Annotated in this window: 28 protein-coding genes; 25 read left to right on the top strand and 3 right to left on the bottom strand. The window is 34.1% G+C overall.

Going from position 1 to position 25,036, the window contains the following annotated elements:
* Positions 1 to 193 precede the first annotated feature (193 nt).
* The 19 genes from LB941_RS05955 to LB941_RS05865 all read left to right on the top strand — a co-directional run bounded on the left by LB941_RS05955 (position 194) and on the right by LB941_RS05865 (position 14,827).
* The gene (locus tag LB941_RS05955) at positions 194 to 853 is read left to right on the top strand and encodes an adenylate kinase (RefSeq protein WP_253360320.1); all 660 of its coding nucleotides are present in this window, start codon (positions 194 to 196) and stop codon (positions 851 to 853) included.
* Positions 854 to 1,108: 255 nt separating this feature from the next.
* Positions 1,109 to 1,327, top strand: coding sequence for a translation initiation factor IF-1 (infA, locus tag LB941_RS05950; protein WP_003689399.1), 219 nt, complete (start codon positions 1,109 to 1,111; stop codon positions 1,325 to 1,327).
* Positions 1,328 to 1,361: 34 nt separating this feature from the next.
* Positions 1,362 to 1,475: a 50S ribosomal protein L36 gene (rpmJ, locus tag LB941_RS05945; RefSeq protein WP_003696792.1), complete on the top strand. Its 114-nt coding sequence runs from the start codon at positions 1,362 to 1,364 to the stop codon at positions 1,473 to 1,475.
* Between the two features lie 23 nt (positions 1,476 to 1,498).
* Positions 1,499 to 1,864 (top strand): 30S ribosomal protein S13, encoded by a 366-nt coding sequence (rpsM, locus tag LB941_RS05940; RefSeq protein ID WP_253360317.1) that lies wholly within the window; start codon positions 1,499 to 1,501, stop codon positions 1,862 to 1,864.
* A gap of 29 nt (positions 1,865 to 1,893) precedes the next feature.
* On the top strand, positions 1,894 to 2,280 hold the full coding sequence (gene rpsK / locus LB941_RS05935) for a 30S ribosomal protein S11 (RefSeq protein ID WP_253360314.1): 387 nt from the start codon (positions 1,894 to 1,896) through the stop codon (positions 2,278 to 2,280).
* A gap of 85 nt (positions 2,281 to 2,365) precedes the next feature.
* Positions 2,366 to 3,310 carry a DNA-directed RNA polymerase subunit alpha gene (locus tag LB941_RS05930; protein ID WP_253360313.1) on the top strand — a complete coding sequence of 315 codons (945 nt, stop codon included), beginning with the start codon at positions 2,366 to 2,368 and terminating at the stop codon, positions 3,308 to 3,310.
* A 26-nt stretch (positions 3,311 to 3,336) separates the two neighbouring features.
* Positions 3,337 to 3,717, top strand: a complete 381-nt coding sequence (rplQ, locus tag LB941_RS05925; RefSeq protein ID WP_253360311.1) for a 50S ribosomal protein L17 — start codon at positions 3,337 to 3,339, stop codon at positions 3,715 to 3,717.
* A 401-nt stretch (positions 3,718 to 4,118) separates the two neighbouring features.
* Positions 4,119 to 4,958: an energy-coupling factor ABC transporter ATP-binding protein gene (locus tag LB941_RS05920; protein ID WP_253360309.1), complete on the top strand. Its 840-nt coding sequence runs from the start codon at positions 4,119 to 4,121 to the stop codon at positions 4,956 to 4,958.
* Positions 4,934 to 5,797, top strand: a complete 864-nt coding sequence (locus LB941_RS05915) for an energy-coupling factor ABC transporter ATP-binding protein (protein WP_253360307.1) — start codon at positions 4,934 to 4,936, stop codon at positions 5,795 to 5,797. Before LB941_RS05920 ends, LB941_RS05915 begins: the two co-directional genes overlap by 25 nt.
* A gap of 2 nt (positions 5,798 to 5,799) precedes the next feature.
* On the top strand, positions 5,800 to 6,597 hold the full coding sequence (locus tag LB941_RS05910; protein WP_253360305.1) for an energy-coupling factor transporter transmembrane component T family protein: 798 nt from the start codon (positions 5,800 to 5,802) through the stop codon (positions 6,595 to 6,597).
* 12 nt (positions 6,598 to 6,609) lie between these two features.
* Complete coding sequence (gene truA, locus LB941_RS05905) at positions 6,610 to 7,371, top strand: tRNA pseudouridine(38-40) synthase TruA (RefSeq protein WP_253360303.1); 762 nt, start codon at positions 6,610 to 6,612, stop codon at positions 7,369 to 7,371.
* Between the two features lie 133 nt (positions 7,372 to 7,504).
* Positions 7,505 to 7,948, top strand: coding sequence for a 50S ribosomal protein L13 (rplM, locus tag LB941_RS05900; RefSeq protein ID WP_341869226.1), 444 nt, complete (start codon positions 7,505 to 7,507; stop codon positions 7,946 to 7,948).
* Between the two features lie 12 nt (positions 7,949 to 7,960).
* Positions 7,961 to 8,353, top strand: a complete 393-nt coding sequence (gene rpsI, locus LB941_RS05895) for a 30S ribosomal protein S9 (protein ID WP_253360297.1) — start codon at positions 7,961 to 7,963, stop codon at positions 8,351 to 8,353.
* A gap of 282 nt (positions 8,354 to 8,635) precedes the next feature.
* Positions 8,636 to 10,138 carry a CDP-glycerol glycerophosphotransferase family protein gene (locus LB941_RS05890; RefSeq protein WP_253360295.1) on the top strand — a complete coding sequence of 501 codons (1,503 nt, stop codon included), beginning with the start codon at positions 8,636 to 8,638 and terminating at the stop codon, positions 10,136 to 10,138.
* On the top strand, positions 10,135 to 10,848 hold the full coding sequence (locus tag LB941_RS05885; protein ID WP_253360293.1) for an IspD/TarI family cytidylyltransferase: 714 nt from the start codon (positions 10,135 to 10,137) through the stop codon (positions 10,846 to 10,848). Before LB941_RS05890 ends, LB941_RS05885 begins: the two co-directional genes overlap by 4 nt.
* An 18-nt stretch (positions 10,849 to 10,866) precedes the next feature.
* Positions 10,867 to 11,922, top strand: a complete 1,056-nt coding sequence (locus LB941_RS05880; protein ID WP_253360291.1) for an NAD-dependent epimerase/dehydratase family protein — start codon at positions 10,867 to 10,869, stop codon at positions 11,920 to 11,922.
* Positions 11,916 to 12,614 (top strand): L-ribulose-5-phosphate 4-epimerase, encoded by a 699-nt coding sequence (locus LB941_RS05875; protein WP_253360288.1) that lies wholly within the window; start codon positions 11,916 to 11,918, stop codon positions 12,612 to 12,614. Before LB941_RS05880 ends, LB941_RS05875 begins: the two co-directional genes overlap by 7 nt.
* Before the next feature lie 12 nt (positions 12,615 to 12,626).
* A complete protein-coding gene (locus LB941_RS05870; RefSeq protein ID WP_253360286.1) occupies positions 12,627 to 13,724 on the top strand; it encodes a glycosyltransferase in 1,098 nt (365 codons plus the stop codon).
* Complete coding sequence (locus LB941_RS05865; RefSeq protein ID WP_253360284.1) at positions 13,721 to 14,827, top strand: DUF4422 domain-containing protein; 1,107 nt, start codon at positions 13,721 to 13,723, stop codon at positions 14,825 to 14,827. The genes LB941_RS05870 and LB941_RS05865 overlap by 4 nt, the downstream gene beginning before the upstream one ends.
* Positions 14,828 to 15,092: 265 nt before the next feature.
* Here the strand turns inward: LB941_RS05865 and LB941_RS05860 are convergent, their stop codons facing one another.
* Entirely contained in the window at positions 15,093 to 15,806 is a 714-nt protein-coding gene (locus LB941_RS05860; RefSeq protein WP_425270507.1) for a VIT1/CCC1 transporter family protein, read from the bottom strand.
* 19 nt (positions 15,807 to 15,825) lie between these two features.
* Positions 15,826 to 16,503 (bottom strand): VIT1/CCC1 transporter family protein, encoded by a 678-nt coding sequence (locus tag LB941_RS05855; RefSeq protein WP_275980001.1) that lies wholly within the window; start codon positions 16,501 to 16,503, stop codon positions 15,826 to 15,828.
* A gap of 395 nt (positions 16,504 to 16,898) precedes the next feature.
* Between LB941_RS05855 and argC the strand changes: the two genes are divergently transcribed.
* From argC to argF, 5 genes are read left to right on the top strand one after another with little or no spacing between them, the layout of a single operon-like run.
* Complete coding sequence (argC, locus tag LB941_RS05850; protein WP_253360280.1) at positions 16,899 to 17,930, top strand: N-acetyl-gamma-glutamyl-phosphate reductase; 1,032 nt, start codon at positions 16,899 to 16,901, stop codon at positions 17,928 to 17,930.
* A gap of 18 nt (positions 17,931 to 17,948) precedes the next feature.
* Positions 17,949 to 19,151, top strand: coding sequence for a bifunctional glutamate N-acetyltransferase/amino-acid acetyltransferase ArgJ (argJ, locus tag LB941_RS05845; protein ID WP_253360278.1), 1,203 nt, complete (start codon positions 17,949 to 17,951; stop codon positions 19,149 to 19,151).
* A 10-nt stretch (positions 19,152 to 19,161) separates the two neighbouring features.
* Positions 19,162 to 19,935: an acetylglutamate kinase gene (argB, locus tag LB941_RS05840; RefSeq protein ID WP_253360276.1), complete on the top strand. Its 774-nt coding sequence runs from the start codon at positions 19,162 to 19,164 to the stop codon at positions 19,933 to 19,935.
* Positions 19,904 to 21,064 (top strand): acetylornithine transaminase, encoded by a 1,161-nt coding sequence (gene argD / locus LB941_RS05835; RefSeq protein ID WP_253360273.1) that lies wholly within the window; start codon positions 19,904 to 19,906, stop codon positions 21,062 to 21,064. The genes argB and argD overlap by 32 nt, the downstream gene beginning before the upstream one ends.
* 3 nt (positions 21,065 to 21,067) lie before the next feature.
* Complete coding sequence (argF, locus tag LB941_RS05830) at positions 21,068 to 22,087, top strand: ornithine carbamoyltransferase (RefSeq protein WP_253360271.1); 1,020 nt, start codon at positions 21,068 to 21,070, stop codon at positions 22,085 to 22,087.
* Between the two features lie 99 nt (positions 22,088 to 22,186).
* Here argF and LB941_RS05825 read toward each other — a convergent pair whose 3' ends face one another.
* Entirely contained in the window at positions 22,187 to 22,729 is a 543-nt protein-coding gene (locus LB941_RS05825; RefSeq protein WP_253360269.1) for a sugar O-acetyltransferase, read from the bottom strand.
* A gap of 138 nt (positions 22,730 to 22,867) precedes the next feature.
* Between LB941_RS05825 and LB941_RS05820 the strand changes: the two genes are divergently transcribed.
* Positions 22,868 to 24,952 (top strand): DNA topoisomerase III, encoded by a 2,085-nt coding sequence (locus tag LB941_RS05820; protein WP_253360267.1) that lies wholly within the window; start codon positions 22,868 to 22,870, stop codon positions 24,950 to 24,952.
* Positions 24,953 to 25,036 lie beyond the last annotated feature (84 nt).

Raw genomic sequence — 25,036 nt, 5'->3', positions numbered from 1 at the left:
TTCTTTTAGAGAGTCCGGGATATAAATCTCGGATTTTTTTTACTTTCGAATATTTGGCAGTATTTAGTGAGGAGCATTTTTAGATAGATGTTTAGTATCAAAGTAATATAGTAAGTTTTCATTTATTTAAGCAGTAATTACGTTTATAATAGATAGAGTAGTTAATGAAAATAGTAGGAGGATTTCAATTATTATGGCAATGAACTTAATGCTAATGGGCCTTCCAGGGGCTGGTAAAGGAACACAAGCAGAAAAAATTGTAGATACATATCAAATACCACACATTTCTACAGGGGATATTTTTCGTGCTGCAATGAAAAATGAAACGCCAATGGGATTAGAAGCAAAAAAGTATATAGATAAAGGTGAGCTTGTACCTGATGAAGTTACTAATGGGATTGTTAAAGAACGTTTAGCCCAGGAAGATACCAAAGTAGGTTTCTTATTAGATGGATTTCCACGTAATATGGCTCAAGCAAAAGCACTTCAAACAATTGGGACAGATTTAAATCGTTCTTTAACAGGTGTGATTAATATTCATGTTAATCCAGATTCACTAATGGAGCGACTTACTGGCCGCTATATTTGTCGCAACTGTGGTGCCACATACCATAAAGTTTTTAACCCAACTAAAAAAGCAGGTATTTGTGATCGTTGTGGAAGTTCAGAATTTTTCCAACGTGAAGATGATAAACCTGAAACCGTAAAGAATAGATTAGATGTAAACATTAAGATGAATACGCCATTACTTGATTTTTATCGTGAGCAAGGTATATTGCATGAAGTAAATGGCAATCAAGACATAAATGATGTTTTTAAGGAAGTTAAAGAGATTTTAGATCAATTCTGCTAAAAAAGTAGTAATCATCAAAAGTGTAGGAAATTTTATTCTTGCACTTTTTCATTTCAATTTCAAACTGAAAAAAATGAAAAGTTACTTGCATTGGTTACATGCTTGTGATATGATTATTCAGGTTTATCTTTTCAATAGGCTCAGTTTGCCCTTGAAAAGGGGTAGGCTGACTTACGGAAACGGGTGGGACTCCATAAAAAGCTTCTCACAATTTTCGTGTAAAGTTTTAAAACCATTTTAAGGAGGTACTTTTGCGTGGCGAAAGATGATGTGATTGAAATTGAGGGTACGATCAAAGAAACGTTACCCAATGCGATGTTCAAAGTTGAACTTGAGAACGGACATGAGATTCTGGCCCATGTTTCTGGGAAAATTCGGATGCACTACATTCGTATCTTGCCAGGTGACAAAGTGACAGTTGAGATGTCTCCTTATGATTTGACTAAGGGTCGCATTACCTATCGCTTTAAATAGATTGTACTTCAATAATATATAGGAGGTATAATTCATGAAAGTAAGACCATCAGTTAAACCAATGTGCGAACACTGTAAAGTAATCAAACGCAAAGGTCGCGTTATGGTTATTTGTGATAACCCAAAGCACAAACAACGTCAAGGATAATATAAATAGGAGGTGTAATTGTAATGGCTCGTATCGCAGGTGTCGATTTACCACGTAATAAACGTGTTGTTATCGGCTTAACTTATATTTACGGAATCGGTAATACAACAGCTAAAAAGATTTTGGCTGCAGCAGAAGTTTCTGAAGATGTTCGCGTTCGTGATTTAACAGCAGATCAAGAAGATAAGATCCGTGCTGAAGTGGACAAAGTTAAAGTTGAAGGTGATTTACGTCGTGAAATTTCCTTAAACATCAAACGTCTTTCAGAAATTGGCTCATACCGTGGCATGCGTCATCGTCGTCATTTACCAGTTCGTGGACAAAACACGAAAAATAATGCGCGTACACGTAAAGGCCCAGCAGTTTCAATTGCCGGTAGAAAGAAATAATTAAAATATAAAAGGAGGTTAGCTATTTCATGGCAGTTAAAAAATCACGTAAGCGTCGTGTGAAAAAGAATATTGAAAGCGGCGTGGCTCACATTCATTCAACATTTAACAATACACTTGTTATGATTACCGATGTTCATGGTAATGCTGTAGCATGGTCGTCAGCAGGTTCATTAGGCTTTAAGGGTTCACGTAAGTCTACACCATTTGCTGCACAAATGGCTGCAGAAGCAGCTGCTAAAGGTGCAATGGATCATGGTATGAAGTCTGTTGAAGTTGCAGTTAAAGGACCAGGTTCTGGTCGTGAAGCTGCAATTCGTGCTCTTCAAACAACAGGTCTTGAAGTTGCAGCTATTAGAGATGTTACACCAGTGCCTCATAATGGATGCCGTCCTCCAAAACGCCGTCGTGTTTAATGTGGATTAGTTTTCATTATTGAGGGAAACTTCATAATGTTTTCGCCAGATTACACGTTACGTTTTGAAAGGGGTAAAGATAAGAATGATTGAATTTGAAAAACCAAAAATTCATAAAATAGAAGAAACAAAAGACTACGGTAAATTTGTTGTTGAACCATTGGAACGAGGATATGGAACGACATTAGGAAATTCATTGCGCCGTATCTTACTTTCTTCATTACCAGGTGCTGCTATTACTGATATTCAAATTGATGGCGTCTTACATGAATTCTCTACAGTAGAGGGAGTTTTAGAAGATGTTACAACTATTATTTTGAATTTAAAAAAGGTTGCTTTGAAGATTGACTCTGAGGATAAGCAAGCATTGGAAATCAATGTTGTAGGTCCTATGGAGGTTACTGCGGGCGATATTAACGGTAGCGGTGATGTTGAAGTTCTTAATCCAGATTTGTATATTGCAACTGTGGCAAAAGGTGCTTCTTTCCATGTTCGGATGACTGCTGACAAGGGTCGTGGCTATGTTTCTGCAAATGATAACAAAGCTAAAGCTGAAGATATGCCTATCGGCGTTTTAGCAATCGACGCTATTTATACCCCGATCGAACGTGTCAATTATCAAGTAGAGAAAACACGTGTTGGTCAAAAAAATGATTATGACAAATTAACACTTGACGTATGGACCAATGGTTCGATTACTCCTAGTGAAGCTATTAGTTTGTCAGCTAAGATTTTAACTGAACATTTAACTTTATTTGTTGATTTAACCGATGAAGCAAAGAATGCTGAAATTATGGTTGAAAAAGAAGAAACACATAAAGAAAAAATGCTTGAAATGACAATTGAAGAACTTGATTTATCTGTTCGTTCTTATAACTGTTTAAAACGTGCAGGTATCAATACTGTTCAAGAGTTAACAAACAAATCAGAAGCTGATATGATGAAAGTTCGCAATTTAGGGCGTAAATCGCTTGAAGAAGTTAAAGCTAAATTAGCTGATCTTGGTTTATCATTACGTCATGATGACTAATATTTATTAAGGGAGGGAATCTGTTCATGGCTTACCGTAAATTAGGTCGCACAAGTGCACACCGTAAATCAATGTTACGCAACTTAACAACAGACTTGCTGGTTAACGGCAAAATTGTTACAACCGAAACACGCGCTAAAGAAGTACGCAAATTTGCTGACAAGATGATTACTCTTGGCAAAAAAGGCGATTTAGCATCACGTCGTCATGCAGCTGCTTTTGTAATGGATGTTGTTGCTGATGTTAAAGAAGATGGCGAAAATGTTGTTGTACAAACAGCTGTGCAAAAATTATTTGATGATGTTGCACCTCGCTATGCTGAACGTAATGGTGGTTATACACGCATTCTTAAGATGGAACAACGTCGCGGCGATGCTGCAAAGATGGTTGTAATTGAATTAGTTTAATTCAATAATTATTTAATTAATTGTCACTTTTATAATGATAACTGGGCGTTATGATGTTGGTGTAAAAACTTAGTCTAGTCCTAAGTAATAGAGAGTATCTATGAAACCTTCATTATAAACAGTGATTTTTTATTTATAACAATAATATCTATTCATAGAGAAGGGTCCGGGGCAAAAGAGTCTCGGACCTTTTTGTATCTCTAAATAATGTGTATTAAAACTTCGTCAAGAGATAGCTATTTGTACTTAACCCTGTAAATCAGATAGTTTAAAGCTTAAGTTATATCTGATTTAACCTACTTTCCTATAGTGTATAAACAATAATTAAAACTGAATACGCATATTAAGTGCAATATGGTATTATAAACGTATTGAATTAATTTATGTGAGAGGAAAAAACGATGAGTGCAATTATTGAAATTGAAAATTTAACATATCGTTATGCACCTGATGATATTATTCCAGCGTTAGATAATATCAATTTAAGTATTAAAGAAGGTCAATGGCTTGCGATAGTCGGACATAATGGAAGTGGAAAAAGTACTTTAGCAAAAGCAATCGATGGATTAATTGCACCGCAAGAAGGAACTATCAAAGTAGCAGGAATTAAATTAAGTGAAGATACAGTGTGGGATATCCGCACTAATATCGGAATGGTTTTTCAAAATCCAGACAATCAGTTTGTTGGCGCAGATGTAGAAGGCGATGTTGCATTTGGAATGGAGAACCAGGGCATAGAGCGCTCTGAGATGGTCAAACGCGTCCATGAAGCTTTGACGGCGGTCAATATGTCTCAATTTGCAAAACATGAGCCAGTGCGCCTTTCTGGAGGCCAGAAGCAAAGAGTTGCAATTGCAGGTGTTTTAGCTTTACGGCCCAACATTGTTATTTTTGATGAGTCTACAAGTATGTTAGATCCAGAAGGCCATCGTGACATCATTAAATTAATGAAGAAATTAAATACCGAGGAAAAATTTACAGTACTTTCTATTACACATGATATAGATGAAGCAGCACTTGCAGATCGGGTTGTAGTACTTGATAATGGTAAAATCATAGCAGATGACAGTCCAGAAAAAATTTTTGCACGCGGCCAGCAATTAATTGATTTGGGATTAGATGTACCATACCCCGAAAGCTTAAAGCAAGAATTGGCACAGTTAGATGTCGTCGTGCCTAAAGAGTATTTGTCAGAAGAAGGGATGATTGATTGGTTATGTCGATTACTTTTGAAAAATTAAGTTATACCTATCAAACGGGTACCCCTTTTGAACATCATGCTTTGCAAGATATAAGTTTGACAATTGCTGATCACAGTTATACTGCAATAATTGGTCATACAGGTAGTGGTAAATCAACCTTGCTACAGCATCTAAATGGGCTTTTAAAACCAACTAGCGGTAAATTGGTAGTAAATGGTCAAATGATTGATACAAAAACTAAAAATAAGCAGTTAGGTGATTTGCGTCACGAAGTCGGTTTTGTATTTCAATTTCCAGAAGCTCAGTTATTTGAAGAAACAGTTTTAAAGGATATTAGTTTTGGACCAAAAAACTTGGGAAAAAGTGAAACAGAAGCGCTTGAAATTGCTCGGCAAAAGGCTAAATTAGTTAATCTGCCAGATGATGTACTGGAAAAATCACCATTTGAACTTTCTGGAGGTCAAATGCGCAGAGTGGCAATTGCTGGAATTTTAGCAATGCAACCGAATATCTTAGTGCTTGACGAACCAACAGCAGGTTTGGATCCCAAAGGTCGAATTGAGATGATGGAGATGTTCAAACAGCTATATGAAAAGGAAAAATTAACAATTATTTTAGTAACGCATAATATGAATGATGTAGCAAATTATGCAGACAATGTGATAGTGCTAGAACAAGGTAGATTGTTACGCCAAGGTGTTCCAACAGAAATCTTTTCAAATCCTGAATGGTTGAATAAGCATCATCTTGGTTTACCGCAAACAACAGCATTTGCGCTTAAATTACAAGAACGTGGGATTAATTTGCAAGAACTACCGCTGACGGAAAAAAAGCTTGCTCAAAAACTGGCTGCTTTATTGCAACGGGAGGTCAAGTGAGTATGGATAGATTTATTTTAGGTCGTTATATTAACGGGGATTCTCTTGTGCATAAATTAGATGCACGAGATAAATTGATAATAAGTATGTACTTTATCGTTATCATCTTTCTAGCTAATAATTGGCAAACATATTCACTTTTATTAGTTGTAGTTTTAGGTTGTGTGGGATTATCTCGAATTAACCTAGGTTTCTTCTTAAAGGGCGTTAGTGCCATGATTTGGCTAATTATTTTTACAGTTTTGCTACAAGTCTTTTTTACAAGTGGTGGTACAGTGTACTGGCATTGGGGTATTTTAACTTTAACACACTATGGTATTGTGCGAGGTGTGTATGTTTTTTGTCGATTTGTATTGATTATCTTTATGTCAACATTGCTAACTCTAACGACTTCACCTTTAGAAATATCGGATGGCTTAGAATCATTAATGAAGCCGCTCAAATATGTAAAAGTACCTGTTTATGAGATCGCATTGATGTTGTCAATAGCATTACGTTTTGTACCGACTTTAATGGATGAAACTCAGAAAATTATGAATGCCCAAAGATCACGTGGGGTTAATTTTGGTCAAGGAAAACTAATCGATCAAATTAAGGCAGTTATTCCATTGTTGATTCCCCTTTTTGTCAGTGCGATTAATCGTGCTGAGGATTTAGCAATCGCAATGGAAGCACGTGGATATCACGGCGGTGAAGGTCGAAGTAAGTATCGGCAGCAAATATGGCATTTACAAGATACATTAGCATTGGGATTATTTGCAATTGTCACAGTTGCACTTTTATTTTTAAGAACATGGTAAAGGAATTGAGTTATGGCAAAACGATATAAAATAACAATGGCGTATGATGGAACTAATTTTGCAGGTTTTCAAATACAACCCAAGCAGCGAACGGTTCAAGGAGTGTTAGAAAAGGCTGTAAATAAAATGAGCAAATTAGATGACTATATTACAATATATGGTTCAGGTAGAACTGATGCGGGAGTACACGCTTTAGCCCAAGTAGCCCATTTTGATTTTCCACATGCTATTTCAGCACAAGGAATGCTCAAAGGGCTCAATAGTTTACTGCCATTAGATTGCGAAATAACAGCGTGTGAAATTGTGAGTGATGAATTTCATTCACGTTTCACAACACATGGCAAACGTTATATGTATCGGGTAAGTTTAGATCACTTCACTAACCCGTTCAAACGTTTTTATACAGGACATTATAAATACCCATTGGATATTGAACGTATAAAAGAGGCTCTTCCTGATGTGGAGGGAACCCATGATTTTACAAGCTTTGTTGCATCCGGTAGTACGGTTAAAAGTAATGTGCGTACAATTTATGAAGCTACTGTAACGGAAGATAAGAAAAACAATGAGATTATTTTTGAATTTTATGGCAATGGTTTTTTGTATAATCAAGTTCGAATAATGGTGGCTACGCTACTTGAAATTGGCAATGGTCGTCGTGCTGTCCATGATTTTTTAAGATTATATGAGGTTAAAGATAGAAATCAAGCACGTGAAACAGCACCTGCTAGCGGTTTATATTTAAAAAAAGTGTATTATAATGAAAAAAAATGAGGAATACTGCTTTTTCAATTGACTAAGTGGCATAAAAATCGTAATATAGTATTTGGTATTGTTTGCCCCACAGTAGGCCCCGTTAAACTTATTGTTTGTCAAACAGGTATACAACAAATGGAGGAAATTAAACGTGCGTACAACATATATTGCAAAACCAGGCGAAGTAGAACGTAAATGGTATGTTATAGATGCTACAGACATTCCTTTGGGACGTCTTTCAACTGTAGTAGCTTCCATATTACGTGGTAAAAATAAACCAACATTCACACCCAACGTTGACACAGGTGACTTTGTTATCGTTGTTAATGCAGAAAAAGTTGCTTTAACAGGTAAGAAAGATAAAAACAAGATCTATTATCATCATTCAAATCATCCAGGTGGTTTAAAGGAACGTACTGCCGGTGATTATCGTGCTAATGATCCTGAAAAGTTGATAGCATTATCTGTAAAAGGTATGTTACCAAAGGGTTCTCTTGGCCGTCAACAAGCTAAGAAATTACATGTATATCGTGGCGAAAATCACGATCATGCAGCACAACAACCAGAAGTTTTAGATATTACAAACTTAATCTAGGAGGATACTGAATTGGCTCAAGTACAATATAGCGGTACAGGTCGCCGTAAGAATTCTGTTGCTCGTGTACGTTTAGTACCAGGTACAGGAAAAATCGTTATGAATGGCAAACCTGCTGAAGAATACATTCCATTTGCAAACTTACGTGAAGTTATGGTACAACCATTTGCAGTTACTGAAACAAAAGATGCATATGATGTTTTAGTTAATGTTAATGGTGGTGGCTTCTCTGGTCAAGCTGGTGCAACACGTCATGGTATTGCACGTGCTTTGCTCGAAGTTGATCCAGATTTCCGTGGCGTTTTGAAGCGTGCAGGTTTATTAACTCGTGATGCACGTATGAAGGAACGTAAGAAACCAGGTCTTAAGAAAGCTCGTAAGGCTTCACAATTCTCAAAACGTTAATATTATATATCAATGTTTCAAGACACTTCTCAATTATGAGAGGTGTTTTTTTGTTATTATCCTTAGTTACGTTTTTTGCAACGAAGGAGAATATTAAGTACAAAACAATGAAGTAGCATGGCATTTTCGAAAATTATTAAAAAAATGTGTAAGTGGGTTTTTTTATTTTAAGGGTTTATTTTTGTTGTTAATATCCGATTATAGTAAATAAGATAGTTATAAATGAAGAGATATTAATTAAAGATAGATTATTTGAATATTACTAGGAAATGGGGATTAAAAGTGATTTTTTTAAAACAAAAAAAAGAGCTTACAAAGCTGCTGAAAACAATAAATGAAATGGTAATTCTTCTAGGAATGAAAAATAATGCAAACATTCAAATGCAGAATTTATTGTTACAAAGCTTAACAGTTGCAATAAACAAAATAGATAATATTCTTCAAAAAGAAAAAAAGACATACGAAATATTTAACAAAGATATACAAAGCTTACGCAACTTATTTAACATTGAGAATGGAACAGAAAATTTATTTAATAAAAATCAATTAGCAAGAATCCAAAGTATTGTCAGATTTATAGAAATCAATGTTAATAAGAATCTTCCAGACAAACTAAACATTGTATTTATGCCATATAAAGTCACAATGTGGGATAGCTTGGCATCTATTTATGAAGAAGCTAAAAATGATCCAAATTGTGTAGTTAAAGTAGTCCCAATTCCATATTATGAATTGACGGGTAAAGAAGAAATCTATACATATGAGGGAGATTTGTTCCCTAAAGATATAAAAATAACATCCTACAATGAATATAATTTAGAGGAAGAGTCTCCGGATATTATATATATCCATAATGCTTATGATGCTTATAATGAAGTTACGAGAGTGAAAAAAGAGTATTTTACATCTAATTTAAAAAAATATACTGACATGCTTGTTTTTGTACCATATCATATTACAGGATTTGGAAAGCTAATTAATGATGCGCAGTATGTAACTTATGCTATTCCAACTATAAAAAATATTGATAAACTAGTTGTCGCTGGACAATTTGTTAAAGATGCAGCAGTTAAATATGGAATACCCGAAGAAAAAGTATTAGTACTTGGATCTCCGAAAATGGATGCAGTTTATCAAGCAACAAAAGATGGGAAAAAAATTCCAGAGAAATGGAAGAAGCAATTAGAAAATAAATTCGTCTTTGCATTAGATACTAACTGTACATATCTAATTAACAATAAGTATAGTGGCTTTGCTTTTATACAACAGGTTTTTGATGCAGCTAGAATGAATCCAAATTGTGCAGTAATATGGCGGCCACATCCTTTATCAAGGCTAACAATAGAACACTTTTCACCAGATATGTTGGATGAATATGATGCTCTGGTTGAAGCAATAAAAAATAATTCACCAGAATACCCTAATATTGTGTATGATGATGGACCGGAATATTTTTCCTTTTTAAGCGCATCAGATGCTTATATTTCAGAGTTAAATTCAATAATGGCATTATATACGATAACCGAACAACCGATGATTTTAAATTCTGTTTCTTTAGGTGAAGCAATATTATTACCAGATAAGGCTTTTTATCATTTTTATGATGCAAGTTATCCATGGTATCAGATTGTAAAAGATTTGATTAATGGTAACGATAAAAAAAGAAAATTACGTAAAAAATTAGCTAGTCAAATATATAGTTATACTGATGGAACAAGTGGCAAAATGATTCATCAAGAAATTAAAAATGAAGTTATTTTGAATATGGTAGGTAAAAGCAAATGAATTTAGCATTAATTATTGCGGGCGGAGTCGGGCGCAGAATGCATCAGGATATTCCTAAACAGTTTTTAACAGTTGATAATCGTCCTGTAATTATCCATACATTAGCGGCATTTCAAAAACATCCGAGTGTTGATGCAATTGCCGTTGCGTGTGTGGCTGGTTGGGAAAAAGTCTTACAAGCATATGCCAAACAATTTAATATTACAAAATTGAAATATATTGTACCCGGAGGAGAAAACGGCCAGGATTCAATTCGTAATGGGCTGTTTGAACTAGAAAAGCATTATGATAAACAGGATGTTATTTTAGTTCATGATGCGATTCGACCAATGGTTTCAGAAGATATAATCTCTGATTGTATTGTTACAGCTCAAAAATTTGGATCTGCAATAGCGACAATTCCTTGTACAGAGGCGATGATGGAAACTGAAAATGGACAAAATTCAATTGGAAGCTATCCGCGAGAAAAATTATTAAGAGCTCAAACGCCACAGGGGTTTCAACTTGGAAAGCTATGTTCTATGCATCGATTAGCTTTGCAAAAAGGAATAACAAATTCTGTTGCATCATGTACATTATTTGCAGAATTAGGACAAGATGTTCATTTTTCTTTAGGATCAGAAAAAAACATTAAGTTAACGACAACAGATGATTTGGAAATATTTAAAGCACTATTATTAGTTAAAAAGGCACAATGGATAAAGGCATAATAAAGTGGAGGATAGACTATGAGTAAAAATGGTAGTGTATATCAAGAAGACTTGAAAGTAGCTATCACAAATTCAATGAAAATTAATCAACTTGCAGGGAAATCAATATTGGTTACTGGAGCAACTGGCACAATAGGTTCCTTTTTAGTTGATGAGCTTTTAATGTATAACAGCTTTCACAAAAATAAGATAGAAATTTTTGCTACTAGCAGGAAATTGAAAAATTTACAAAGAGTTTTTCAAGAAAAAGCAACAAATAAATTACATTTTATTGAATTTGATAATCAAAAGTTACCGAGCTTTCAATTTAAAGTAGATTATATTATCCATAATGCTGGTAATGCTTATCCAGAAGCGTTTAAAAAAGATCCAATTGGAACTATGATGGGGAACATAAACGGTACGTATAATCTATTAACATATGCGAAGCAGATGGGAACAAAACGCTTTTTATATGTTTCTTCAGGAGAGGTTTATGGGCAAGAATCTACTGATATTACAAAGTTTGGTGAAGAACATACGGGACATATTGATCCATTAAATAGTCGATCCTGTTATCCCAATAGCAAACGAGCATGTGAAACTTTGTGTGCTTCTTTTGCGGAACAGAATCACTTAGATATCGTTGTAGTTCGACCATGTCATACATATGGACCAAGGATAACTAATAACGATAATAGAGCACATGTTCAGTTTTTGAAAGCCGCATTGGAAGATAAGACAATTGTACTTAAAAGTCTGGGGAATCAGTTACGTTCTTATTGCTATGTTGCAGATTGTGTGGCTGGAATTATAACAGTTTTATTAAAAGGTCAAACTAAAATAGCATACAACATTGCAAATGTTAATTCTATCACAACTGTAAAAAGTTTAGCGGAGGAAATCGCGATGATTTCTAAAAAAAAGATAGTTTTCAAATGTTTAGATCAGTCGAAAAACGACTCACCAATTCAATATCAAGTGTTAAGTTCTGATAGACTTGAAGACCTTGGTTGGCAAGGTCAATATGATTTAACTTTAGGAATTACGCATACCTTGAATATTATGAAGCAAGAGAGGAACAAAGAATGTTAGAAAAGTTAAAACAACAAGTATATGAAGCAAATATGCAACTAACAGAGTTGGGATTAGTTAACTTTACATGGGGAAATGTTTCTGGAATAGATAGACAAGAGAAATTATTTGTTATTAAACCATCAGGTGTTGCATACAAAGATTTATGTCCAGATGATTTAGTTGTCGTTGATTTAAAGGGAAATATAGTCGAGGGAAAGTTACGGCCTTCATCAGATACACCGACACACATTGTTTTATATAATCATTTTCCAGAAATAAAGGGAATTGCACATACACATTCACCTTGGGCAGTTAGTTTTGCTGCAGCAGGGAAATCTATTCCAGAGTTGAATACAACGCACGCAGATACTTTCAATGGCGATATTCCAATCACTAGAGAATTAGTAAAACAAGAAATACAGAGCAATTATGAAGAAAATACAGGAAAAGTAATCGTTGAAACATTAAAGCAAAGAAAGTTACTATCGCTAGAAATGAAAGGCATTCTAGTTAACAGACATGGTCCATTTACTTGGGGGATTGATGCAAAAGAGGCTGTTTACAATGCGAAGGTTTTGGAAATAGTTGCTGAAATGGATTATCATACAATGACATTAAGCCCAAATATAAGGATTTTAGATCAAGATATACAGAATAAGCACTATTTGCGAAAACATGGAGAGAATGCGTATTATGGACAAGTACATTAGGGTAAGTGAAAAATGAATTATTTTATTAAAGAAGAGTTGTATTCTAATAGTCGCACAATGAAATCGGCTGCATCAAAGGCAAGAAATGATATTGAAATAATTTTAAAAGATAGCGGGTTTAATCCGATAGTTATTAAAATCTTACCTAGAAAAGGTAATTTGAATTATATATCAACGGATCGAAAAAATCATCAAGAAGTTGCAGATTTATGGAAAAAAGAAACTAAGAGACTTTTGAAAAACGATCTGTTATTTATTCAATTTCCATTTTTACAACATTCTATATTTTTAGAGGCCGTATTATCAAATCTAAAAAAAAGAGGTATTAGAGTAATCGTTTTATTGAATGATATAGAATCATTAAGAGTTGTTAAAAGAGATGATATTTCTGACGATAAAAAAAGGATTTTAATGACAGAGGAAAATTTCATATATGATATTAGCAATAAAATAGTTGTACATAATTTTAAAATGAAAAATTTTTTAATCAACAAAAATATAAAAAGAGATAAAATTATTCAGCTTGAAGCTTTTGATTACTTAATTCCACAATATGATGAAGATAGAATGAAAAAAAGATCAGTTACACCTACAGATCCTATAATAATTGCAGGCACTTTAAGAAGACACAAATCACAATATTTAAATTATTTACCAGCAGACATAGCTTTTAATTTATATGGGGTTGGTTATACCGAAAAAGAGCAGGCTAATATATCATACAAGGGGGCATTTTCGCCTAATGAGTTGCCATATTATTTGTCGGGCAGTTTTGGCTTGGTATGGGACGGAGATAGCTGCAAAACATGTAACGGAATTTATGGTGATTATTTACGAATTAATACACCACATAAGCTATCATTATATTTAGCAGCAGGAATACCAATTATTATATGGAAACAAGCAGCGATGGCAAAATTTGTTTTAGAGAATGGATGTGGACTGGTTATAGATTCCTTGGAAGATATAAAAGAAAAACAAGTTAAGGTAAGCTTTGATGAATACAGTCATTTTTATTATTGTGCTAACCAAGTAGGTAAAAAACTAAGGGAAGGATATTATACTAAAAAAATCTTGGATAGTATCCGCACATTGGAGAAGATAGAATGATTAGAGAAAAAATAAATTCTGCAATTAATGAAAATAAACACATTATAATTTATGGTGCAGGGAAAATTGCACAACAAGTGATAAAAATGTTAGCAGCAGAGCCGTATAACATAGTTCCATTTTGTTGTGCAGTAACTTCAATAAAAGAAAACGAGAAAATATGTGAAGGTGTTCCTGTATTAGAAATTAGTAAACTACTAAGTTATGTTGAGAAAAGCTTAGTCTTAGTAACGACAGTAGATAAATATAAATATGAAATAAGAGATACTTTGCGGAGGTTAAAATTTATAAACATTGATTTTTTAACTTTTGAGTCTCAAAATATGGAAGAACTTAGGTTAGATTATATAGAAAATAATATTAAAAATCCATTGGATATAAAAGGAAAATCGATTGATGTCAGTGGTTATAGTAATACGATAGAGATTTTTATGATGTGTAATCATAATGATAAAAATGTAATGATGTCAAAGATTCCAAGGTATATTACACCTTTGCAAGTTGGAAAATATAATACAGATGTTAGTTTAGCAAATCTAAAAGATGATGTAGGCGATAATATATCATATAAAAACATGAACTATTGTGAATTGACAGGCTTATATTGGATATGGAAAAATTTAAATAGAGTAAATGCGATGTATGTAGGAATATGTCATTATCGTCGATGGTTTAATATAACTTATAGTGAATTAAAAAAACTAGATCATCAAAATATAGATGCCATATTAACAATACCAATTGTAAATATACCTAGTGTAAAAAAAACATATGAACAAGATCATAGTAAAAAAGACTGGTTTGTTATGATGGATATTTTAAAAGAAATGTCACCAGAATACTATGAAGCCGCAGTAAAAATCTTTGATGAGAGAATATATAGTGGGTATAATATGGTGATTACTAGGAAAAAAATATTGGCAGATTATTGTGCTTGGTTATTTCCTATTTTGAAAAAAATAGAGGAAAAATGTCAACAAAAAGAAAGCAGATATCAAAATAGATTCATTGGCTTTTTAGCAGAAAGACTTTTAACTTTATATTTTTTTAAGAATGCTAGTAGGTACAAAATAGCATTTGTTGGGAAAAAGTATTTTGATTAGTCTGTTCCTAAAAAACATTACTTGATATTAGCATTTAAATTTAGACATATATTTTTATAATTCAAAATATTTAGTAATCTGAGATTTTCCTACTGTTGAATTAAAGTTAAAATGTTTATCGTAATATTTTTCTATTGAAGTTAGGTTGTAATCACTAGTATTAAGTGATTTCAATTGATTGTAAAATCCAATAAATTAGTAGTTATATAATAAATAAGGTGCTTAAGTTGGGCAACATTAATTGTTCAGCTTAAACACCTTATTTTTATAATAGAATACCTAATGAATAGTGGATAATCATTGTAATAATGCCAACAATTAAATTACGCGTTACAGCTAATCTAACTAAGCCATTACCTAATTTAGCACTTAAAAGTCCAGTTAGTGAAACGGAAAGACAAACTGCTAAAATAGTTGCTTGCCACATAAGTGAGGCAGGACTAAGCGTCATTGCAGCAAGTGGCAAGATACCACCAAGACTTGCTGAAAAAAGAGATGAAAAAGCAGCACTCCAAGGACTTAAATATTCATTTAACTGTAAATTATACTTAACGTCAATAACGGTTTCTAGCGGCTTTTTCTTTAATAAATCTTGGGCAATTTCTAGCGAAGTCTCTGGGGAAATGCCACGAGAAATGTAATATTTCTGTACACTTTTTAACTCATCTTCATAATTAGTATTAAGCAAAGCTTGCTCTTTTCTAACGGTTTCCACTTCAGTATCGCGTTGGGTACTAACAGAAGCATATTCACCAGACGCCATTGAAAAAGCACAAGCAATCAGATCTGCTAGGCCTGCAATAAAAATGGTAAATCGATTTGGAGTAGCGACTGCGACACTAAACAAAACACCAACAACAGTTAATATGCCGTCATTTGAGCCTAAAACACCTGCACGTAAAACGTTCAGTTTTTCATTCATGGATGCTTGAGAATCTTTTTTCTTTTTTGTTAAGGTATTGCGATTTAATATTTTCATCATTGTAAGTTCCCCCTTTCTAGCGTCCTACTAAAATACCAATTCCGTACGTAACTAACATTGTTAATGTTCCTGAAATGACATTACGGATAATGCCGTTTCTTTTATTTGCTTTGCTTAAGATTGCTGCAAAATAACCAGTTAAAGCAAGCGCAATAATAACAGCAACAAAAGTCATCAGAATTTTGTATTGTTCTGGAAATAAAGTAATAGCTGCTAAAGGTAATAATGAACCAATTGGAAATGAAATCATTGATGAAATTGCAGCTTCATATGGACTAGTGAATTGATGTGGATCAAAACCAAAACGTTCTCGTACAGTTGTTACTAATGCATCCTTAGCCATCATTTCATCTGTAGCTTTCTTTGCTAGTGCAGGTGCAATCCCTTTTGCTTCATATTTTTGTTTAACAAATTCATATTCATATGCATAGTCATTAGCCAATGATGCTTTTTGCTGAATAATTGCTTTTCGTTGTGAATCTTTTTGAGTATTAACTGATACATATTCGCCCATCGCCATAGAAACAGTTCCGGCAAGCATACCAGCAATCCCTGAAATAAAAATAGCAAAATTATTATTAGATGCTCCCGCAACACCAATAACAATACCGGCAACTGATAAAATACCATCATTTGCACCCATGACAGCTGCTCGTAAAATATTTACCTTTTGAGCAAGGTTCTCTTTTTTCAACCTTTCCACCCTCTTGTTTAGAAAAATTATAATACAGTAATTATTATAACTTGATGTGCGAAAATGTCAATATGTTTGAAATGAATTAAAAGAAATAAATTTTTCAAACGATTAATTTATAGGACGTATTTTCAAAATTATTATAACATTATTTTCATAACAAAATAACCAAAACGGAATTAAATCTTGAAAATAGTAAACAAGTAACAGCTAAATTAGAGAATAATATTCATTTATCTGTGCATAAAATGCATATAAAGGGCCTAAATATACAAAAAAATCAAATATATGGTATAAAAATTAATTTAAGGGTTGATTTTTGCATAGAATGAGATTATATTAAGAACATCACTAAGAGAATGTTAATTTATATTAATGAACGGAGATGGAAAATTATGCAAGCGGCAGTTGTAGGTGTAACAGGATATAGCGGTACGGTATTATATCAACTTTTAACGCAACATCCTGCAATAGAACAAATAAATTTGTATGATCATGCTAACGGGAGTGACACAGTCCGATATTTAGACGAGGAAATAAGTGCATTTCGCAATCAGCACATCATATTACGCCGTTACGATGCAGCTGCAATAATGGCGGACAACGATGTTTTGTTTTTTGCTACTCCTGCTGGCGTTACGAGTCAGTTAGTTCAGCCATACTTGGAAAAAAATTTTCCGGTTATTGACTTATCGGGTGATATGCGGTTAAAAGATGCAAAATGCTATGCGAAATGGTATCACAAAAAAGCAGCTACAGTAGACCAGTTAGCTAAAGCAAGTTATGGGTTAGCGGAGTTTAACACACCAACTAGCAACTATATTGCAAATCCTGGTTGTTATGCTACAGCAACTTTGTTAGGATTAGCACCGCTTGTCCTTGAAAAAATGGTACAGGTAGATTCGATTATAGTTGATGCTAAATCGGGTGTTTCAGGTGCAGGAAAGAAGTTAGCAGCTAGTTCACATTATGCATTTATTAATGAAAATGCGTATGTGTATAAAGTAAATCAGCATCAGCATATTCCTGAAATTATGCAGCAATTAAAAATCTGGGATGAAAAGATAAAAACAATCCAGTTTACGACAACATTATTACCAATTACGCGTGGTATTATGGCAACAATCTATGCAAAGCCGAAACAAGATTGTACTTTAGAAAATTTAAAGAAGGCTTTTAATAAATATTATGTTGATAAACCTTTTGTTAGAGTACTTGATGAAGGATTACCTAATATTAAAGATGTAACATATTCAAATTATTGTGATATCGGCTTTGCATATAATGAAGAAAGCCAAACGATTATGATCGTTTCCGTTATTGATAATTTGCTCAAAGGAGCAAGTGGACAAGCAGTCCAAAATATGAATAAATTGTTTGAAATGGCCGAAAATACTGGATTACCAGTAGTTTCTATGTGGCCGTAGGGAGGAAAAGAGTAAGAGATGGGAAAGACAGCAGAAATTGAGTTTACTTGGCCAAAGGGATTTTACAGTGATGGGTTGCATTCAGGATTGCGCAAAAAACGATTAGATTTGGGATGGTTTTTTTCAGAAGTCCCAGCTAGTGCAGCTGGTGTATATACAACAAATAAGTTTTGTGCAGCTCCCACTGCTTTGACTAAAAAAACGATTGCTCTAAAGCAACAGTTGCAAGGAATAGTAGTAAATAGTGCGATTGCTAATTCATGTACAGGAGCACAAGGGCAGCAGGATGCATTAACAGAACAACTTTTGATGGCCAAAAAACTAGAAGTTAAACCAGAATTAATTGGAGTTGCATCGACTGGGGTAATTGGAGAAACGTTGCCCATGGAAAAAATAAAGAATGGAATAAACAAGCTACAAAAAACACAAAATGCCAAAATAACAGAAGCAATTTTAACAACGGACACACATCCTAAGACAATCTCTATTCAATTTGAACAAGCTGGGAAACTATGTACAATGAGCGGCTTTTGCAAGGGCTCGGGGATGATTCATCCTAAAATGGCAACAATGCTAGGTTTTGTTGTTACAGATGCAAAAGTTTCAGGGTCAATGTTACAAGAGATGTTAAGTAATGAAGTTGAAACGACCTTTAATCAAATAACAGTTGATGGAGATACATCAACTAATGATATGGTTGTAACACTGGCTAATGGGCAAGCGTTGGGACAACAAATTCCTGAATTAATAAAAGATACAGAAGATTATCAGGTGTTTAAAGAAGTCTATCATCAAGTGTTAAGCCAATTGGCCCAAGAAATCGCACGCGATGGAGAAGGGGCAACCAAGTTAGTTGAGGCAAATGTTTTAGGCGCAAAAACAAAAGTAGATGCACAACAGGTAGCCAAAGCAATTGTAGGATCAAGTCTTGTCAAAACTGCAGTATTTGGTGGTGATGCAAATTGGGGCAGAATTATCGCAGCAATTGGCATTACAGCTGCAGATATTAATGTAGATACAGTTGATATTTATTTTGATGATATTCCAGTAGTTACACAAAGTTTGGGAACAGCATTTTCAGAAGAAAAAGTAGCTGAAGCATTAAGCAAAGATAAAGTTACGATAACTGTTGATTTACATAATGGCGATAAGAAAGGGCAGGCATGGGGATGTGATTTAACATATAAATATGTGCAAATCAATGCCTCATACAGAAGTTAGGAGAGAAAAAATGAAAGAGTTAATTGTCGTTAAAGTAGGTGGAAATGCATTAGACAGTCTAAACACAGATTTTTTTGAACAACTTCATGTTTGGCAAAGTGAAGGTAAAAAAATATTGCTTATTCATGGTGGTGGACCGATGATATCAAAATTATGTCAGCAGTTAGACATACCGGTTTTAAAGAAAAATGGAGTACGTGTGACAGATGAGAAAACGCTGACGCTTACTAAATTAGTTTTGTTAGGCCAAACACAGCCGTTACTTTTGCAGAAATTAAGTGACCATCAGTTAGCTGTTAGTGGATTAAATGCAGCAATGAATAATATGTTAGAAGGCACTTATCTAGACGAAAATGGATATGGACAAGTTGGTGTTATAACTTCAGTTAATCAAGAAGCACTAACACCAATCTTAAATGGAAAAATAGGTGTTTTAGCTCCTTTAGCACTAACAAAAGATGGAAATTGGCTCAATGTTAATGCAGATGAAGCGGCAGCAGCAGTAGCCAGTTTGTTAGGAGCACAAGCGCTATATTTGATGACGGATGTTGCGGGTGTTTTAGATGAAGGTAAGATTATTAGACGCTTAAATAGGAAAAGCGCGACTGATCTTACAGCTAAAAAGATAATAACTAAAGGAATGCAACCCAAAATTAAAGCAGCCTTTAAAGCTTGTTCAGCAGGTGTTAAAAAAATTTCAATTACAAATAAATTACAAGTTCCAGGAACAATAATAACGAAGGAGGACACAGATGATGATGAAGCATGTATTTTCAACGTATAACAGATTTCCATTTCAGATTGTAGCTGGTAATGGATATGAACTAATGGATGAGCAGGGAAACAAGTATCGTGATTTTACTAGTGGAATAGGTGTCTGTGGCCTTGGTTATAATGTGAAGGAACTAAATGATGCAGTCACCAAGCAGTTAGGTTTAATCTGGCACACTTCTAATTTGTATGAAAGTCAATTACAAGAAGAAGTTGCTTGTAAATTAACTAAAGGCAAAGAATATCTAGTAAGTTTTTGTAATTCGGGAACTGAAGCAAATGAAGCAGCTTTGAAGTTAGCACGAAAAGCAACAGGCAAAAAGCAGTTTTTAGCATTTAACCACTCATTTCATGGACGGACATATGGTTCATTATCTGTAACAGGAAATGAAGAAATAAAAGCCGGTTTTTTACCATTATTAGAGGATGTAAAATTTGCCGCATATAATGATTTTGATGCTTTAGAAGAAATAACGACTGATTTAGCAGCGGTTATTTTGGAAATTGTTCAAGGTGAAGGCGGTGTAAATTGCGGTCAAGGAGAATGGCTTAACGAAGTCCAAGCCAAATGTCATGAAAAAGGTGTTTTACTAATTGTAGATGAAGTTCAAACAGGAATGGGACGGACAGGGAAGTTATTTGCTTTTGAACATTTTAATTTAAAACCAGATATCTATACTGTTGCTAAAGGTTTGGCTAATGGAATACCTGTGGGTGCAATGGTTGGAAAAAAAGAATTAGGAGAGTATTTTGGCCCTGGAAGTCATGGTTCAACTTTTGCAGGAAATCCATTAGCAATGGCAGCAGCTAATGTCGTCTTAGATAAGCTAAATCCTGATTTTCTTGATGCAGTTGAACAAAAAGCAGAATTTGTATGGCATTATCTAAAACAAGAGCTAGCTAATGTAGATTGCGTTGAAGACATCACAGGATTGGGATTAATGATAGGAATTCATTTAGATGAAAAAGTAAAAGTTAACGCTGTTATTAAAAAGCTACAAAACCAAGGCTTACTAACTTTGTCAGCACATGGGAATACATTACGGCTATTGCCACCGCTGATAATACCAGCATCAGAACTTTTAGCGGGTATTGAGGTAATAAAAGATGTATTGTCAAAATGTTTAGTAACGGAGGGTTAGCCAATGAATCATTTTTATGGAAAATCATTTTTAAAAGAGTGTGATTTTACAGCGCAAGAGTTGAATTATTTAATTGATTTTAGTTTACATTTAAAAAAAATGAAGAAAAATAATATTCCACATAAGTATTTGGAAGGTAAAAATATTGCATTATTATTTGAAAAAAATTCAACGCGGACGAGATCTGCATTTACTGTTGCTGCTAATGATTTAGGTGCTCATCCTGAGTTTCTAGGCAAGAACGATATTCAGTTTGGAACCAAAGAATCCGTAGCAGATACAGCAAAAATAATTGGCAGTATGTTTGATGGTATCGAATTTCGTGGATTCTTACAAGAAAATGTTGAAGAACTAGCAAAATATAGTGGGGTTCCAGTGTGGAATGGGTTAACGGATGAATGGCATCCAACACAGATGATAGCCGATTTTATGACACTAAAAGAAGAATTTGGTAGCTTAGCAGGGCTAACTTTGGTGTATGTAGGCGATGGACGGAATAATATGGCTAACAGCTTATTAGTAACGAGCGCTATGCTGGGGGTTAATATACACATTGCCGCACCTAAGGATTTACAACCAGCGAAAGAAGTTCAATCATTAGCGAAAAAATATGCTAAAGAAAGCAAAGCTAATATTCTAATTACAGAAGATGTCAAAACTGCAGTTAAGAATGCTGATGCAATATATACAGATGTTTGGATTTCAATGGGAGAAGACATTGATTATGCTAAAAGAATTAGTCAACTGTTACCATATCAAATTAACAAAGAGCTCCTTGCAGCCACTGGCAAGAAACACACAATAGTGTTGCATTGCTTACCCGCATTTCATGATAAAAATACGATTATGGGTAAAAAACTGGCTGAACAATTTAAAGTAAGTGAACTTGAAATAACAGATGAAGTTTTTCTAGGAAAACAATCCCGTGTCTTTATAGAGGGTGAAAACAGACTACATTCCATTAAAGCAATTATGGCCGCAACATTAAGTGAACTGTTTATACCAGAAGAATATTTTGATTAATGTTAGAAACTATAAAAACTAGAACTAAGATTTAAATATAGATAGAAAAAGAGTGGGTCTTTAGGTCCACTCTTTTTGGTATAAAAGACTTAGCTTAATCTAGCTAGTAGTTTTTATTTTACGGATTGGGTGTGCGGGATTACCAACAGCAACTGTATTTGCAGGAATATCGCTCGTTACAACACTACCGGCACCGATAATAGCATTGTCACCTATAGTAACACCGCCAACAATGTTGACACCGGCGCCAATCCAAACACCATTGCCAATAGTAACTGGAGTGGCATAAATCTGGTGATGGGCTCTTTTGACAGGATCTTCAACGTGGTTAACAGTGTAAATACCAACTTTAGGAGCAATATTAACATCATTACCAATAGTTATTGAAGCACAGTCCATCAAAATGACATCATGATTAGCAAAAAAATTATTACCAATATGAAGATTGAACCCAAATTCACAATAAAAATTAGGTTCGATATAAGGATTGGTACCAATTGAACCAAATAGTTTTTTCAAAATAGAGTAATCATAGAAACTCTCTTGATAAACGATAAGGTTATATTTTCGAACGGCTTTTAAAGCATGGTTTCGTGCAGCAACAATATCGCTATCTAAATCATTATAAGTTTTTTGGTTCATTGTGAGTTTTTTAATCCGTTCAATATTAAATGTCATGAATAATCATTCCTTTGAAAGTCAAGTTAGTATCTATTTTACTACGTATTTTTAATGATGTGGTACAATAAAAAATAAACTAGGTCGTGAAAGGAAAAAAACGTGAAACAATTAATTTTAGCTGAAAAGCCCAGTGTAGCCCGTGATCTAGCACATATTTTAGGTGCAACACAGAAAAATAAAAATTACTTTGAAGGATCCAAAGTGATAGTTACGTGGGCGTTGGGTCATTTATTAACTTTAAAAATGCCTGAGGATTTAGATCAGAATTGGCAACAATGGCAAATGGAAACATTACCGATGATTCCTAAATATATTGGTATTAAACCGTTACCAAAAACAAGAGCACAACTTAAAACGATTGGTCAACTTGCTAAGCGTAAAGATATTTCTGAAGCAGTTATCGCAACTGATGCAGGCCGTGAGGGGGAATTAGTTGCACGCTGGATTTTAGAGTATGTTCGTTTTAACAAACCAGTTAAACGCTTATGGATATCTTCGCAAACAACTAAAGCGGTTAAGGCAGGTTTTGCTAATTTAAAGTCGGCAAAGGAATATGATAATCTGTATTATTCTGCGCTAGCTCGTTCAAAAGCAGACTGGCTTGTTGGATTAAACGTTACAAGAGCTCTGACAGTAAAGTATCAAGACAGTCTTTCAGCAGGACGTGTGCAAACACCTACGGTAGCATTAGTAAATAAACAAGATGAAAAGATAGCTCATTTTATTCCGCAAAAATATTATATTATTACATTACAAGCCAAGGGTCAGAAAATAAAGTTGCAGCAAAAAAATCCCTATGAACTTAAAACGAGAGAAGCTGCGCAAAAATTAGTAACTCAATTACAAAACAATCACGGAATAGTAAGTTCTATAAGTGTTAAAGAAAAAACAGAATCAGCGCCTTTACCATATGATTTAACTGAATTACAACGAGAAGCGAATGCGCGTTATGGATTTTCTGCTAAGAGAACATTATCTTTGATTCAAAGTTTATATGAAATCCATAAAATTGTGTCATATCCGCGGACAGATAGTAAATATTTGAGTAATGATATTAGGGCAACGTTAAAAGAAAGATTACAAGCTGTTTGTGATATGTATCCAGAAGCAAAAGAATATGCTAAAAATGGAGCAAAAGTAGTACAGAATAGGGTATTTAATGATGGTAAAGTAACTGACCATTATGCTTTGATTCCAACAGAACAAAAACCTAATTATGCTAAACTTTCGAGTGATGAACATCGTATATATGGATTGATTGTAGCTCGTTTTTTAGGCTTATTCGCTAAGGCACATAAAGTTAGCCAACAAAAAGTAACAATTAAATTTGGCCAGGCAAGCTTTATACTAAATCAAAATACTGTTTTAGAACAAGGTTGGAAAAGAATTGATCAAAAAGCAAAACTAGATAAAATAGAAAAATGGGTTGAAGGCCAAAGAGTTGAACCAAATTTTAGTATAAGTGAAGCACTAACAACTCCACCAGCGCACTTAAATGAAGGTACTCTATTAGCACAAATGGAAAAATATGGACTTGGAACACCAGCAACTCGTGCAGAGATTATTGAGAAATTAATCAAGTCTAATTTGATGGAACGTAAGAACAATTATGTTCAGATGACACCTAAAGGAAAACAACTATTAGGGTTAGTTAATCCACAGTTAGTAACTCCGGAGCTTACAGCCAAATGGGAAAAGCAACTTGAATCAATTGCTGCTGGTAAATATGCAAGTAAGCAGTTTTTAAAGGAAATTGAAAATGATACGCGTAATTTGGTGAAAGAAATTAAGAATAGCCAGGAAAAGTATCAAGATTTTAGCTTAACGCAAAAAAAATGTCCGGAATGTGGTTCCCTACTGCGAGAAAAAAATGCGCGTGATGGTAAACTATACGTATGTAGCAATACTGAATGTAAGTATCGGCGACGTGCTGAAGCAAAAGTTTCTAACCACAGATGTCCGCAATGTCATCGGAAAATGTTGATTGTTGCTGGAAAAAATGGTGATTACTTTAGATGTAAATACGATGGAACAACCGATAAGATGGCGGATAAAAAGAAACGCAGTAAGAAGATGACTAAATATGAAGAAAAAAAATTGCTAAAAAAAGTCAATCAAGATAATGAACCACAAGAAAGTGCGCTAGCAGAAGCGCTTAAGGTAGCCATGAGCAAAAATAATTAACAGGATATAGTGAGTAATACAAAAACTGAAGTACCTCCGAGATTATTGTTTAATCTTGGGACACCTCAGTTTTCTCTGTTTAGT

The sequence above is a fragment of the Ligilactobacillus ubinensis genome (genome assembly GCF_024160875.1).
Taxonomy (GTDB): Bacteria; Bacillota; Bacilli; order Lactobacillales; family Lactobacillaceae; genus Ligilactobacillus; species Ligilactobacillus ubinensis.
This window is presented reverse-complemented; position numbering and strand designations above follow the sequence as displayed.

Excerpts from the sequence above, each read along its gene's own strand:
- LB941_RS05955 (WP_253360320.1), top strand. The coding sequence starts at position 194 with ATGGCAATGAACTTAATGCTAATGGGCCTTCCAGGGGCTGGTAAAGGA.
- rpmJ (WP_003696792.1), top strand. The coding sequence starts at position 1,362 with ATGAAAGTAAGACCATCAGTTAAACCAATGTGCGAACACTGTAAAGTA.
- rpsM (WP_253360317.1), top strand. The coding sequence starts at position 1,499 with ATGGCTCGTATCGCAGGTGTCGATTTACCACGTAATAAACGTGTTGTT.
- rpsK (WP_253360314.1), top strand. The coding sequence starts at position 1,894 with ATGGCAGTTAAAAAATCACGTAAGCGTCGTGTGAAAAAGAATATTGAA.
- LB941_RS05930 (WP_253360313.1), top strand. The coding sequence starts at position 2,366 with ATGATTGAATTTGAAAAACCAAAAATTCATAAAATAGAAGAAACAAAA.
- rplQ (WP_253360311.1), top strand. The coding sequence starts at position 3,337 with ATGGCTTACCGTAAATTAGGTCGCACAAGTGCACACCGTAAATCAATG.
- LB941_RS05920 (WP_253360309.1), top strand. The coding sequence starts at position 4,119 with ATGAGTGCAATTATTGAAATTGAAAATTTAACATATCGTTATGCACCT.
- LB941_RS05915 (WP_253360307.1), top strand. The coding sequence starts at position 4,934 with ATGTCGATTACTTTTGAAAAATTAAGTTATACCTATCAAACGGGTACC.
- LB941_RS05910 (WP_253360305.1), top strand. The coding sequence starts at position 5,800 with ATGGATAGATTTATTTTAGGTCGTTATATTAACGGGGATTCTCTTGTG.
- truA (WP_253360303.1), top strand. The coding sequence starts at position 6,610 with ATGGCAAAACGATATAAAATAACAATGGCGTATGATGGAACTAATTTT.
- LB941_RS05885 (WP_253360293.1), top strand. The coding sequence starts at position 10,135 with ATGAATTTAGCATTAATTATTGCGGGCGGAGTCGGGCGCAGAATGCAT.
- LB941_RS05880 (WP_253360291.1), top strand. The coding sequence starts at position 10,867 with ATGAGTAAAAATGGTAGTGTATATCAAGAAGACTTGAAAGTAGCTATC.
- LB941_RS05875 (WP_253360288.1), top strand. The coding sequence starts at position 11,916 with ATGTTAGAAAAGTTAAAACAACAAGTATATGAAGCAAATATGCAACTA.
- LB941_RS05870 (WP_253360286.1), top strand. The coding sequence starts at position 12,627 with ATGAATTATTTTATTAAAGAAGAGTTGTATTCTAATAGTCGCACAATG.
- LB941_RS05865 (WP_253360284.1), top strand. The coding sequence starts at position 13,721 with ATGATTAGAGAAAAAATAAATTCTGCAATTAATGAAAATAAACACATT.
- LB941_RS05860 (WP_425270507.1), bottom strand. The coding sequence starts at position 15,806 with ATGAAAATATTAAATCGCAATACCTTAACAAAAAAGAAAAAAGATTCT.
- argC (WP_253360280.1), top strand. The coding sequence starts at position 16,899 with ATGCAAGCGGCAGTTGTAGGTGTAACAGGATATAGCGGTACGGTATTA.
- argJ (WP_253360278.1), top strand. The coding sequence starts at position 17,949 with ATGGGAAAGACAGCAGAAATTGAGTTTACTTGGCCAAAGGGATTTTAC.
- argB (WP_253360276.1), top strand. The coding sequence starts at position 19,162 with ATGAAAGAGTTAATTGTCGTTAAAGTAGGTGGAAATGCATTAGACAGT.
- argD (WP_253360273.1), top strand. The coding sequence starts at position 19,904 with ATGATGATGAAGCATGTATTTTCAACGTATAACAGATTTCCATTTCAG.
- argF (WP_253360271.1), top strand. The coding sequence starts at position 21,068 with ATGAATCATTTTTATGGAAAATCATTTTTAAAAGAGTGTGATTTTACA.
- LB941_RS05825 (WP_253360269.1), bottom strand. The coding sequence starts at position 22,729 with ATGAACCAAAAAACTTATAATGATTTAGATAGCGATATTGTTGCTGCA.